Annotated in this window: 8 protein-coding genes; all 8 read left to right on the top strand. The window is 63.4% G+C overall.

Translation table 11 applies throughout. From position 1 onward, the window contains the following. Nucleotides 1-301: 301 nt before the first annotated feature. The 8 genes from VNH11_35895 to VNH11_35860 all read left to right on the top strand — a co-directional run bounded on the left by VNH11_35895 (nt 302) and on the right by VNH11_35860 (nt 13,032). Complete coding sequence (locus VNH11_35895; GenBank protein HVA51780.1) at nt 302-1,777, top strand: glycosyltransferase family 4 protein; 1,476 nt, start codon at nt 302-304, stop codon at nt 1,775-1,777. A gap of 221 nt (nt 1,778-1,998) precedes the next feature. Further along, nucleotides 1,999-4,023, top strand: coding sequence for an asparagine synthase (glutamine-hydrolyzing) (gene asnB / locus VNH11_35890; protein HVA51779.1), 2,025 nt, complete (start codon nt 1,999-2,001; stop codon nt 4,021-4,023). 115 nt (nt 4,024-4,138) lie between these two features. Beyond that, a complete protein-coding gene (locus tag VNH11_35885; protein ID HVA51778.1) occupies nt 4,139-5,779 on the top strand; it encodes a hypothetical protein in 1,641 nt (546 codons plus the stop codon). An 84-nt stretch (nt 5,780-5,863) separates the two neighbouring features. Then, nucleotides 5,864-7,198, top strand: a complete 1,335-nt coding sequence (locus VNH11_35880) for an FAD-dependent oxidoreductase (GenBank protein ID HVA51777.1) — start codon at nt 5,864-5,866, stop codon at nt 7,196-7,198. A 41-nt stretch (nt 7,199-7,239) separates the two neighbouring features. Beyond that, nucleotides 7,240-8,706: a glycosyltransferase family 39 protein gene (locus VNH11_35875; GenBank protein ID HVA51776.1), complete on the top strand. Its 1,467-nt coding sequence runs from the start codon at nt 7,240-7,242 to the stop codon at nt 8,704-8,706. Nucleotides 8,707-8,735: 29 nt separating this feature from the next. Continuing rightward, nucleotides 8,736-10,643, top strand: coding sequence for an asparagine synthase-related protein (locus VNH11_35870; protein ID HVA51775.1), 1,908 nt, complete (start codon nt 8,736-8,738; stop codon nt 10,641-10,643). A gap of 3 nt (nt 10,644-10,646) precedes the next feature. Continuing rightward, nucleotides 10,647-11,867 carry a glycosyltransferase gene (locus VNH11_35865; GenBank protein ID HVA51774.1) on the top strand — a complete coding sequence of 407 codons (1,221 nt, stop codon included), beginning with the start codon at nt 10,647-10,649 and terminating at the stop codon, nt 11,865-11,867. Continuing rightward, a complete protein-coding gene (locus VNH11_35860; protein HVA51773.1) occupies nt 11,860-13,032 on the top strand; it encodes a glycosyltransferase in 1,173 nt (390 codons plus the stop codon). Before VNH11_35865 ends, VNH11_35860 begins: the two co-directional genes overlap by 8 nt. Nucleotides 13,033-13,043 lie beyond the last annotated feature (11 nt).

Here is a 13,043-nt window from a genome sequence, read left to right as displayed (position 1 = left end):
GGAGTGGGGAGTGGGGAGTGGGGAGTGGGGAGTGGGGAGTGGGGAGTGGGGAGTGGGGAGTGGGGAGTGGCTAGTGGTTAGTGGTTAGTGGTTAGTGGGTAGTGAATGACGAATGACGAATGACGGAATACTTGCGGATGGCGTCCAGGTGCGCCGGGAGAGCGCGCCCGCTAGTTCACGGCGCCGCGCCGCGGAGGGCGTTCCCTACATAGCAATGAACCCCGAACCCCGAACCCTGAACCCTGAACCCTATACGGCGACGGCACAGCGGAGTGTGCCTGCTACTTTACACCCTCCGACGGTGTTGCACCTTCGAACGGTGACGGGCCGTGGGGGCGGGCCGGAAAAGACGCTGCTGACGAGCCAGCGGTTCATTGGGGACGATTACCACCTGCGGCTGGCTTATATTCGCCCGGTCGACGATCCGCTTTACGATATGCCCGAACGGGCGGCGAAGGCGGGCGCCACGCTGGTCGATATACCGGAACGCCACGGCCTCGACCCGCGCACGTGGCGGCGGCTGATTGACGAGATCAAGGAATCAGGTCCGGCCATCTTGCACGCGCACGATTATAAAACGAACGTGCTGGCGGTATTGCTGGGGCGGCGATTTCGGCTCCCGGTGATGACGACGATGCACGGGTTTGGCTCTCCAGACAGTCGGTTGAAGCTTTATCTTCGCATCGAACGATGGGCTTTGCGGCGCATGCAGAGAATCGTGGCAGTCAGCCCGACGCTGGTTGAATATGTGGCCCGGCTGGGAATCCCGCCGTCGAAGTGCGTGCTGGTGGAAAACGCCATCGACTGCGGTGAATTCTCGCGGCGGCGGAGCACGGCCGAAGCGAAAGCGCGGCTCGGCCTGCCGGTTGACCGGCCGCTCATCGGGGCGGTGGGGCGGTTGTGCGAAGAGAAGGCGTTCGACCGGCTGATCCTGGCGGTGCAGCAGTTCTTGGGCCCTCACATGGTTTCTCCCGGGAGAGGGACAGAGGAGGGTTCAGGTTCATACACCCAGAGGGTACCCGGGGTTCAGGGTTCAGGGGAAGATAATAGTCCTCTCGCTCCGCGAGAGGGCAACCCCGTAGCACCGAAGGTGCGTCACTCGATAGCCCAGGGTGCAACCCTGAGAGGAGAGAATCCAAAATCCAAAATCCAAAATCCAAAATCCGACGGCCCTCACCCTAGCCCTCTCCCGGAGGGAGAGGGGAACGATGGCCCTATGCTTTGCATCGTGGGCGAGGGTGGGGCGCGGCCGGAGCTGGAGCGGCTGATCGCGAGACTGGGCTTGCAGGAGCATGTGCGGTTGGTGGGCTACCAGGCGAACACGATCGACTGGTACGAGGCGATGGATGTTTTCGCCCTCAGCAGCATCACGGAAGCGAGCCCCAACGTGGTGCTGGAAGCGATGGCGATGGAAGTGCCCGTGGTCGCCACCCGCATCGCGGGCGTACCGAGAATGATCGAAGACGGCGTGAATGGGCTGCTGGTCGAGCCGGGCGACGTGGACGGTCTGGCACGGGCACTGGCGACGCTGCTGGGGGTGGAGGGGCTGGAAAAGGCGACGGGTACATTTTGTGCGAAGCACCCTTCGGGCCGTTCCGGCAAAATGTACCCGTCCCCTTTTCCAGCCACGGCCTCCGCTTGCGGAGCAAGCGGGCTACTGAGAGCCCGGTTGGCGAGCGCCGCGCGGACGACGGTGGAGACGAGGTATAGTTTCGCCGTCCGCATGGAGAAGATTCGGGCGATTTATGACGAGCTCCTGGGGCGCACGCCTCTGTAGGGAACGGGGCGCCCTCTGGGCCCTGTGGCGTTCCGCGACATGCAATGTGCGCACCGTGATACCGGGTTGGCGGAACGCCACAGGGCCCAGAGGGCGCCCCGTTCCCTACAGAGGCAACCGCCAATCCAAAATCCAAAATCGACAATCGAAAACCTCTGGACGGCCTGGGAAGGCCATCCTCCGTTCCTGAACCCTGAACCCCGAACCCTGAACCCTCCCCAATGTGCGGAATAGCGGGAATCCTGTATCGCGAAGCCGCCAGGCCGGTCGAGCGCGGCGCGCTCGAGGGCATGGCCGACGCCATCGCGCATCGCGGGCCGGATGCCGAAGGGTTTTGGACAGCCCCCGCCGTCGGGCTGGCGCATCGGCGGCTGTCGATCATCGACCTGGCGGGCGGGGCGCAGCCGCTGGGCAATGAAGACGGCTCGGTGCAGGTCGTGTTCAACGGCGAGATTTATAACTATCGCGAGCTGCGCGAGGGGCTGCTGGCACGCGGGCATACGCTGCGAACGTCGAGCGATACCGAGGTGCTCGTGCATCTCTATGAAGAATGCGGCCCGGCACTGGTGGAGAAACTGCGGGGCATGTTCGCCTTCGCGTTGTGGGACTGCCGCCAGCGAAGGCTGGTGCTGGCCCGCGATCGCGTGGGCATCAAGCCGCTGTATGTCTATCGCGACGGCGAGAAGCTGCTGTTCGGCTCGGAGCTGAAGGCGATCCTGGCCCATCCGCAGGTCGAGCGGCGGGTCGATGCCGAGGCGTTGGAAGATTATTTGGCGCTGGGTTGCGTGCCCGGCGGCCGGTCGATCTTCAGGCGGATCGAGAAGCTGCCGGCGGCGCACGTGATGGTGGTGTCGGCCGGCGGGTGGGAGGCGCGGAGCGAGCGGTACTGGAATTTGCGGTTCGAGGCCGACGAGCGGCCCAGCGCGGGCGAGTGGCAAGAGCGAATTCGGGCCAAGGCGGCCGAGACGGTCGAGAGGCATTTGATTGCCGACGTGCCCGTGGGAGCGTTTTTGAGCGGCGGATTGGATTCGAGCGTGGTAGTGAGTGAGGCTGTAGCACCGAAGGTGCGTGATTCGATAGCCCAGGGTGAAACCCTGGGTAGCGAGAATCCAAAATCCAAAATCCAAAATCCAAAATCCCTGGACGGCCTGGGAAGGCCGTCCTCCCAACTAACCCCCAACCACCAACCACTAGCCACTTTTTCCATGGGCTTTCATGAGGCGGGGTTCAGCGAATTGCCGTTCGCCCGACAAGTGGCCCAACAGTACCGCACGCGGCATACCGAAGAGATCGTCACGCCGGATGCCGCCGAGCTGGTCGAGGAGCTGGCGTTTTATTTCGATGAGCCGTTCGCCGATTCGTCGGCCGTGCCCACGTTTTTGGTGTCGAGGCTGGCGCGGCGGCACGTCAAGGTGGTGCTGTCGGGCGACGGCGGCGACGAGGCGTTCGGCGGATATGCCCGATATGCCCACGATCTGCATGAGGCGGCGGCACGGGCCCTGTTGCCCGGCTGGCTGCGGCGCGGGGCGATCGGGCCCCTGGCCAGCGTCTGGCCGAAGGCCGACTGGCTGCCGCGTCCGCTGCGGGCCAAGACGCGGCTGACCAACCTGGCGCTGGAGGCCGACGCGGCGTATGCCAATACGCTGATGCTCTGCCGGATGCCCGAACGCAGAAGGCTGTTGTCGGCCGACATGGCCGCGGAGCTGAACGGGCACAGGCCGGAGGAGCTGATTCGGGAGGCGTTTGGGCGGGTCCAGGGTTCAAAATCCAAAATCCAAAATCCCGACGTTCTGGCGGGCATGCTGGCGGCGGATACGGCGGTGCTGCTGACGGACGACTTTTTGACGAAGGTCGATCGGGCAAGCATGGCCCACGGACTGGAAGTGCGTCCGCCCTTGGTCGATCACGAATTGCTGGAGCTGGCGGCGACCATCCCCTCGCGGCTGAAGGTGCGCGGCGGCGAAACGAAGTGGATCATGAAACAGGCGTTCGCCGACCGCCTGCCGCACGACGCCGTGTGGCGGGCCAAGCACGGCTTCGAAATTCCGGTCGATGCCTGGCTGCGCGGGCCGCTGCGAGACATGTTTCAGGCGAGCGTGCTCGCACCGGGGGCGCGCGTGGCGGAACTTGTCGATCAGCAGGCCGTGGGCCGGTTGTATCGGTCACACCTGGCGAAGGTCGGCCGGCACGGCGGCGCGCTGTGGAGCATGCTCACGCTGGCCAAGTGGGCCGAGCGGTGGCTGTAAGGTAGGGTTCAGGGTTCGGGGTTCGGGGTTCAGGAGACGATCGTAGTCCTCTTGCTCCGCAAGAGGGGCCCGATGTGAATCCAAAATCCAAAATCGAAATCCAAGATTGAAGGGCGTGGCTTTTTCGCTTTGTTTCGGACTGGTGCTGGCCGCCGTCGGCGCGCTGCCGTGCGCGGTGGGGCATGCCATGAGCGACAGCCGGCGTTGGTTCACCCACAATCTCGTGCTTGACGGCGATTTCGATTTCTATCTTTCCTTCGCGCGGCAAGCCGCGGAAGGACAATGGCTGTTCCACAATCAGTTCACGCCCGAACCACACGCGAACGTGTTTTTCAACCTCGAATTTCTGCTTACCGGAAAGCTGGCCGCCGCGACCGGTTTGTCGGTCGACTATGCCTACATGGTCGTCGCGGCACTGTCTACGCTGTTGTATGTGGCCTGCTTGTACTGGCTCTGTTCGCATTTTTTTCAGTCGTTCGTCGGGCGCGTGCTGGTAGTCGTCATGATTACGCTGGGCGGCGGATTCGGCTGGCTGGAGACGTTTCCCATCCCCGGAATCGACCGGCTCTATCTCGCCGACACCCACTACTTATTGCACCCCTTCTTTTCCATCCTGCTTCATCCGCACACGCTGCTGACCAGCGGACTGACGCTGTTGACGCTGTGTCTTTTCTTGCGAGCGGAGCGGACGCAGCGTTTGCCCGATTACCTGTGGACGGGACTGGCCTGTACCACCGTGGGTTGCGTGCGGCCCTACGACATGTTGTACCTGTGGTGCATCGTCTGTCTTTACACTTTGATTCTCAGCTTATGCCGGCGAGCGGGCGGCGGACGGCTGGCGGCGTATCGGGCGTCGATCGTCGCCGTCGGGCTGCCGCTGATGCTCTACTATGTCTGGCTCTTCAAAATGCACCCGGTGTTCCGCTGGTGGGGCAATCAAGGGGTTTTGCAGCCGACTCCGGCGATCTCGTTGATGTTGAGCATGGGCTTTTGCGCGGCCTTCATGGCTGGCAATCTTCATCGGCTTGGCAACTTTCGAGACAAGTCCGAAGGCGAGATTACGCTGGCGTGCGCCGTCGCGTGCGGGTTCGCCCTGTTTTACTCGTATCCGTTGTTTTTGTTCTCCGGACAGTTCATCTCCGAGCTCGTCGTGCCGGCGGCCATTTTGGGCACCTTTGGTTGGGAACGGCCGATCGTGGCGGCGATGAGCCGCTCGGCGTGGGCCGTGTGCGGGGTGGGCCTTTTTCTTCTGCTTAACTCGCTGACCTCCGCGGCACTCTTGACTCATACCATGATCGAACTGAAGAAGGGCGTGCCCTTCATTGCGCGCGGCAGTCACGACGCCTACGAATGGCTCGGACAGCACAGCCAGCCGCGTGAAATCGTGATGGCTTCCTACAGCCACGACATGCGGCTACCGCACTACGCTCATAATTGTTGTGTCACCGGTTACAAGTATGTGACTGTGGACCACCCGGCGAAGAACAAGATTGTCCGCGAATTCTTTCAGGGCGGCACGTCGGACGACCGCCGCCGCCAGGTCGTGGAGCGGCTGGGAGTGCGCTACGTTCTTTGGGGCAAGGAAGACCGGGGTCAGGGCGGCTTCGATCCCTCCGATCGCCGCTGGCTGGGTAAGGTGTATTCGAACGAGGACATCACGATCTTCAAGGTCGACCTTCCACAACTTGCGAAGCAAGACCAACGGTCCAAGGCCTCGCCGACGACGGTCGGGGCGACGGCCTCGGCAACGGACTGAGAGCTGGGAAGAACGTCTTCCCATCTCTTCCATCTCTCATCGCATGGCGCGATTTGTTTTCTCACCTAAGAAAGGCAACTTCCAATGAGAGTCGGCATATTGGGCGGCGGCGTCGCCGGTTTGAGCGCCGCATACTTCCTGCGCCGCGAGTTCGACGACATCCAAATTCACGAGGCCGCCGATTTCACGGGCGGCCTGGCGCGGAGCTTCAAGTGGCACGGCTTCGATTGCGACCTGGCGCCGCACCGCCTCTACACCAACGACCAGGAGTTGCTCGAGGAGCTCTTGGAACTGGTGCCCTGCGAAAAAATACGGCGCCGCAGCCGCATTCGCATCCAGGGCCGCTGGATTCAAGATCCCGTCAACGCCGCCGAAATGGTGTTGAAGTTCTTCCCCTTCCGCAGCGCGCACATCGTTTGGACCTACCTGTTTCACAAGAAGCTGTCCGAAGAAAACTTCGAGCACATGGTGCTCAGCAAGTTCGGCAGCGGTCTGAACAAGATGTTCTTCAAGCCTTATTCGGAGAAGCTGTTCGGTATTCCGGCGACGCAGATTTCGGCGTCTTGGGGGCACCGCAAGCTGCGCGTGGGCGGCCTTAAAGACATGCTGCGGCGGAACTCGAAGCTCTATTTCCGCTATTTCTATTACCCGAAGCAGTACGGATACGGGGCGATTTGCGAACGGCTGCACCGCGACGTGGAGCCGTTCGTGCGGCTCAACTCGCGGCTGAAGAGCATCGCCCCGAACGGCGCCGGCGGATACCGTTGCGAGTTCGACGAAAACGGATCGAGGGTGGTCGAAGAGTACGATTACGTCGTTTCGTCGCTGCCCATCTCTTACTTCGCGAAACTGATGGGACTGGAAACGTCGTTGCGGTTTCGCCCCGCGCGGCTGACCTACTTGTTGGTCGACAAGCCGCGGCTGAGCGACAGCCACTGGTTCTATTTCGCCGACGGCGATTACATCATCAACCGCGTGGCGGAGTTCAAGAACTTCGCCTCGGGCGACGTGCCGGCCGACAAGACGGTGGTCTGCTGCGAGACGACCGAGGTGCAAAACTGGTCGCTGGAGCGGATTGTGGAAGAGCTGTCGCTGGGAGGGCTGCTCAAGCCGAGCGAGGTGCTCGACCACAAGCTCATCGACATCAAGCAGGCCTACCCGGTTTATGACCTGGCGTATGAAGAGCAGATGGCGCGGGTGGAAGACTTTTTCAGCGATCACCCCGGCATCTTTCACGTCGGCCGGCACGCCCAATTCGCCCACAAAGACGTCGACGAGATTTTCGACGAGGCGAAGCGCGTGGCGAAGCGTTTGGTGCGTCACGACCTCGAGCGGACCGCCGCGCCGGCCTCGGACCTGCAAGGGGACGAAGCCCTGCTGCCGATGGCGGATGCTCTGTCCAAGGAATCGGCCGCTTGACTTCAGACGGTGCAATGAAGCGACTCTGGCAATCAGCGTGGATGCCGTGGCTCGTCATGGGGCTGGCGGTGGCGCTGCGCGCGTGGAAGCTGGGCGAATGGAGCCTGTGGGAAGACGAGGAGACGACGATCTATTTTTCGCAGAACATCGCCCGGCCGTTTCCGCGGTTTTTCCCGGTCTTCTTCGTGATGCTGCGGGAGTGGTTTCAGGTGACGGGCTTATCGGTGTCGGCGGGCCGCGCGCTGGCGGCGGCAATCGGCGTGGTGGGAGTGGGCGTGACGTATGAGGTCTGCCGGCGGTTGGTGTCGCGCTCTGCCGGGCTGTGGGCGGCCTTGTTGTTGACCGTGAACTTGGGGCACCTGTTCTGGTCGCAGTCGGTCCGTTATTTCGGACTGTTGCTGGTGCTCGAGGTGCTGAGCCTGTATTGGTTTTACCAGGGATTCGAGCGGCGAAAGCCGTGGCTGCTGCTGGCCTCGAACGCGGCGTTCGGGCTGGCACTGTGGACCCATTTTTCGGCCGTGTTGCTGGTGCCGGTGTTCGTGGGGTATCTGCTGCTGGCCGGCTGCTGGCCGCGTCTGGCGGAATTCGTGAGACGTCCGACGCGCGACCAATCCGCGCGGAACGCCACGGAGGGCTGCATGCGGAACGCCACAGAGGGCGTTCCCTACCGATTGAGGGACTATGCGGCGTTTGGGATTCCGCTGGCGATTCTGATGGTTGCCTTTGCCAAGAGCATGCTCGACGCCAAAGCTTTGCTGAGCACGATGACGATGCCGTCTGCCCGAAACCCGTTGCACGTGATGGTGACGCTGGCGGCCTACGCCGGGCTTCCCACGCTGGCGTTGGCGGCCCTGGCGCCGTTGGTGGCTGGACACTTGCCGCGGCGCACGTTGATGTTGCTGGCCTGTTGCGCTTGGGTGCCCGTTGCCGAGCTGGCGGTGATCGCGCAGTTGAACCTGGTAAACGTCACCTGGTATTACGCGATCGTCGTGCTGTTCGGTGTCGTGGCGTTGGCGGGTGTGGCACTGGCGTCGCTGGCGGAGCGCGGGCGCGGCAAGGCGGTGGCGGCGTTGGGGCTGGTCTGCGCGCTCTATGCCGCGGTGAATCTTGGCGCCTACTACACGGCGATGTACGGCGACCGCCCACGATGGCGCGATGCCGCGGAGTACGTGCGCACGACGGCTGGGGTCGATCCGGCGTCGTCGGCCAACCCGGCGGTGTATGCGAATGTGCCGGGCGTGGTGGCATTTTATCTGGGGACCGCGCCAGGGGCGACCATGGGCGATAAATTGGTGGAGATGTTGCCCGACGGATCGCCCAGCGGCCGCCCAGAACGCGAGCAATGGTACGTGATTGAGGCGGGGCACGCGACGCCGACGTTTCGCGCCTGGCTTGAGTCGTCTTGCGACCGCGAGGCGAGCTTCGCGGCGCACACGGGGCCGCGCGATCGAACGATCACCATCTACCGCTACCGCGGTCCGCTCGGCGACACCGCGCGGAACGACTGATTCTGAGACTCGGAAGGGACAAAGACTTTATGCCCGGTATTTTTGGCTTCGCTTCTCAAACCAGCGCCGACCACGCCGAACTGTTGGCGGAAATGGCGCGGCGAATGACGCACCATCCGTGGTATCGGCGGGAGACGCACCTGACGCGGTCGGGCAGCGTGGGGCTGGGGCGGATTTCGCTGGGCGCCGTGCAAACGGAGCCCCAGCCCGCTTTCGACGAAGACGGCACGCGGCTGGGCGTGCTGGCGGGAGAATTGTTTCACGAGGCGGAACAACGCGCCGAGTTGACGAACGCGGGGCATCGCTTCCAAAGCGACAGCCACGCCGAACTGCTCCTCCACGGTTACCAGCAGGAGGGTGCGGCGTTCTGCCGCCGGCTGGACGGCAAGTTTGCCGCGGCGATATGGGACGCCCACGGCGAGCGGCTGGTGCTGGTGAACGATCGTTTCGGCATGAAGCCGCTGTATTATGCGCACGTGCCCGGCAAGCTGCTCTTCGCCAGCGAAATCAAGGCGTTGCTCGCCGAGCCCGACGTCGTCCGTGAGAGGAACGTCCGCGGGCTGGCGCAACTCTTCACGTTCGGGCAATTGCTGGGCGAAGACACCTTGCTGGAAGGCATCCGCCTTTTGCCGCCGGGAGGAGTCCTCTCTTATGACGCGGCGACCGACGCGCTCGAAGTCGATCGCTATTGGCGGCTGAGCGAGTGGGCCACGAACGAGACTTATGGCCGGCAGGAGTGGCTCGATCGCATCGACGGGCAGTTTGCGCGGGCGGTGACGCGGCGTGTGTCCGGTGAGGGAAAGCTGGGAATCGCCTTGTCGGGCGGCCTCGACGCCCGCACCATCCTGGCCCTGATCGACCATTCCCAAGTCAAGGTCAAGTCGGTGAGCCTGGGCGTGGACGGGAGCCTCGACCACGCTTCGGCCGCCCAGATGGCCCGGCTGGTGGGCTGCGAACACCATCGCTACGTGCTCAACGACCGTTTCTTGTCGCGGTTCGAGGAGCATCTGCGCACGATGGTACATCTCACCGACGGTCATTACATCGACCAGTGCATCGTGCTGCCGACGTTGCCGTTGTATCGCGAGCTGGGCATCGACGTGCTGTTGCGCGGGCACGCCGGCGAGCTGATGCACATGGACAAGGCTTACAACTTCTCGCTCGACGCGGCGGCCTGGACCATTCACACCGAACAGCAATTGCAAGGCTGGCTGTACGGTCATCTTTCGGCGTACATGCTTGATGACGTGGCCGGGCCGTTGTTGGTTGGCACTTCGCGCCGCGAGTTCGAAGAGCTTGCCCGTGAGTCGCTGTGGGAATGCCTGGCCGAGTCGGCCGGCGTGGAACCGCAATTGCAACGCATTTGGCAGTTGTTCGTGTCGCAACGGCTGCGGCGCGAGACGGCGGCCTCGCTGGCCATGTTCGAGTCGGTGGTCGAAACGCGGGTGCCGTTCCTCGATGCCGGGCTGACGCCGCTGTTGATGGCGGCCCCTCCGGAGTTGAAGGTGGGCGATGCGATTCAGACCTATATTCTGCGGCGCCGGCGGCCTGAGTTTCTCAAGGTCGTCAACGCGAACACGGGCACGCGGATGGGCGCCGGGCCGCTCTGGCGGAAAGCAGCCACGTTTAAGCTTCGCGCGCTGGGCAAGCTGGGCGTCAAAGGCTATCAGCCCTACGAGCGGCTGGGTTTGTGGTTGCGCCGCGAACTAAAGGGGCTGGTCCGCGACTTGTTGCTGGACGACCGCTGCTTGGATCGAGGAGTGTTTTGCCCTGACACGGTACGCAACGTCGTCGGCGCTCATCAGGATGCCGGCCGCAACCATACCTATCTGCTGATGGCGATGATGATCTATGAAATGGGGCAGCGACAGTTTGTCGACGGCGACGCCGGCGCGGATGAAAATGCGATGGCGGCGACGCCAAGTGCGAGTGTGTAAACGATGAGCTTAGGCACGAAAGCACCGATTGAAGCGACGCGGGCGTCAGGCCTGTTGGACGCAGGCGAGACGCCTGCGCTGCGAGAACGCGCAGGCGAGACGCCTGCGCTGCGGACCGTGGGCCAGCTTTTGCTGAGCCTGACGATGGGCGGGGGCGAAGTGTTGGCCGCCCGTATCGCGCGGCGGCTGCAGGGGCGATTTCGCTTCGTTTTCTTCTGTCTCGACGAACTTGGCACGCTGGGCCAGGAGTTGCGGTCGGAAGGCTTTACGGTGCATGTATTGGAGCGCCGACCCGGCGTCGACTGGCGCTGCATGCGGCGATTGGCGCGGTTGCTGCGGCAAGAGGAAGTCGGCGTTTTACACGCTCACCAATACACCCCGTTTTTTTATGCCGCCACCGCTCGCTGGCTGCACCGCCGCCAAGGCGTGATCTTCACCGAGCATGGCCGGATGTTCCCTGATTATCGGCGGCGCAAGCGGGTGTTGGCCAACCGCCTACTCGTCGGCCGTCGAGACCGAGTGATGGGCGTCGGCCAGGCGGTGCGGCGGGCGCTGATCGCCAACGAGGGCCTGAAGAGCGATCGCGTGGGAGTGATTTACAACGGCATCGATCTGGCTGCCTACGAGGAACCGGCGGCCGGGCAGCGCCTGAACGTTCGCCGCGAATTCGACTGGACCGGCGATAATCTGGTCATCGTGCAGGTGGCGCGGCTCGATGCGCTGAAAGACCATCTGACGGCCATTCGAGCGTTTGAACGAGTGCATGACGGTCGGCCCGAGGCGCGGCTGTTGATCGTCGGCGAGGGATCCGAGCGGCAGTCGATCGAAGCGGAGATCGCCAAGAGAAAGCTCGGCGGTTACGTCCGGCTGGCTGGCTTGCGGAAAGACGTGCCGCGCTTATTGGGCGCGTCGGACCTGTTGTGGCTGACCAGTGTGAGCGAGGGGATTCCGCTCACCTTGATCGAGGCGATGGCGGCGGGCTTGCCCGTGGTTTCGACCGACGTGGGCGGCGTGCCGGAGGTCGTGGAAGCGAACCAGACGGGTCTGCTGGCAGCGGCGGGCGACGATGAAGCGTTGGCGGCGGCGGTGCTTCGATTGGCAGGCGATCCCGCGCTGCGCGGGCGGTTGTCAACAGCCGGAAGGCGTCGGGCGTTCGAGCGATTCTCCGAGGAGTGGATGATCGCCGCCTACGCGGATTTATATGAGGAGTTGATCGTTGCTTAACGGTGTCCGAAAACATCCGCCGCTGCTCGTCTTTGCCGACGATTGGGGGCGGCACCCTTCGAGCTGCCAGCACCTCGTCGCGCGGTTGGCCGGCGACCGCGACGTGGTCTGGGCCAATAGCATCGGCACGCGCCGCTTGAAGGCTGATGCCCTCACGCTTCGCCGCAGCTTCGAGAAGCTGTGCAATTGGCGGCGGGGGCTGGCTCAGGTCTCCGAGCGAATGTGGGTCGTCGATTTACCGATGCTGCCAATGACGCGCGGCCGCGTGGGACAGCTTACGAATGAGTGGCTGGTCACGCGGAAGTTGGAGGCGATCTTCAAGAAGCTCGATCTGCCGGCCCCGATCGTTCTCACCACGCTGCCTTACGTCCACTGGTACGTTCGCGATTTCCCGCGGCAGGCGCTGGTCTATTATTGCACCGATGATTACGCTCATTGGCCGGCCGCCCAGCGCGAGGCGATCGAGCGGGCGGAAGATGAACTCAGCCGCGAAGCGGACCTCGTGTTGGGCGTGTCGCACGCCTTGGTGGCGCGGCTCAGCCGCAAGGTGTCGTGCCACTATCTTCCGCACGGCGTCGACGTCAGCCACTTCGCCTCGACGCCGCAGACAGGACCGGCCCCACCGGAACTGGCGGCTCTGCCAGGCAAGAAAATCGGATTTTTTGGGCTGATCTACGAGAAGCTGGATTTCGAATTGCTGGCGCGTGTCGCCAAGATGAACGGCGACGCCAGCCTCGTCATGATCGGGCGAGTCGATTACTGTCCGGAGGCATTCCGCAAGCTGCCGAATGTGCATTTCGTGGGACCGCGGCCCTACCAGGACTTGCCACGTTGGCTGGCCGCGTTGGACGTGCTTTTGCTTCCCTACGTCGACGACCCGATGATCCGCCAAAGCAGCCCGCTCAAACTGAGAGAGTGTTTGGCGTCGGGCAAGCCGACCGTGTCGGTCGATGTGCCCGAAGCGAGATTGCTGGAGCCGCACGTGCGTGTGGCCGCGGACCGTTCGTCGTTTCTCCAACTGGTGCGAGAGGCGCTGCTGGAGTCGGGCGAGCTGTCGGCGGCGAGACGGCAGGCGGTGGCCGCGGACGACTGGAACCATCGGGCTGAGCAGCTTCGTCAGTTTCTCGGCGATGTGAGCGCCAGGCGGACCGCCCGCGCGGGATAGCAACATGCCGC

Source organism: Pirellulales bacterium (assembly GCA_035533075.1).
Taxonomy (GTDB): domain Bacteria; phylum Planctomycetota; class Planctomycetia; order Pirellulales; family JAICIG01; genus DASSFG01.
This window is presented reverse-complemented; position numbering and strand designations above follow the sequence as displayed.

Bases quoted from the DNA above. Each gene is read 5' to 3' on its own strand.
- VNH11_35865 (HVA51774.1), top strand. From the start codon at position 10,647: ATGAGCTTAGGCACGAAAGCACCGATTGAAGCGACGCGGGCGTCAGGC.
- asnB (HVA51779.1), top strand. From the start codon at position 1,999: ATGTGCGGAATAGCGGGAATCCTGTATCGCGAAGCCGCCAGGCCGGTC.
- VNH11_35875 (HVA51776.1), top strand. From the start codon at position 7,240: ATGCCGTGGCTCGTCATGGGGCTGGCGGTGGCGCTGCGCGCGTGGAAG.
- VNH11_35870 (HVA51775.1), top strand. From the start codon at position 8,736: ATGCCCGGTATTTTTGGCTTCGCTTCTCAAACCAGCGCCGACCACGCC.
- VNH11_35880 (HVA51777.1), top strand. From the start codon at position 5,864: ATGAGAGTCGGCATATTGGGCGGCGGCGTCGCCGGTTTGAGCGCCGCA.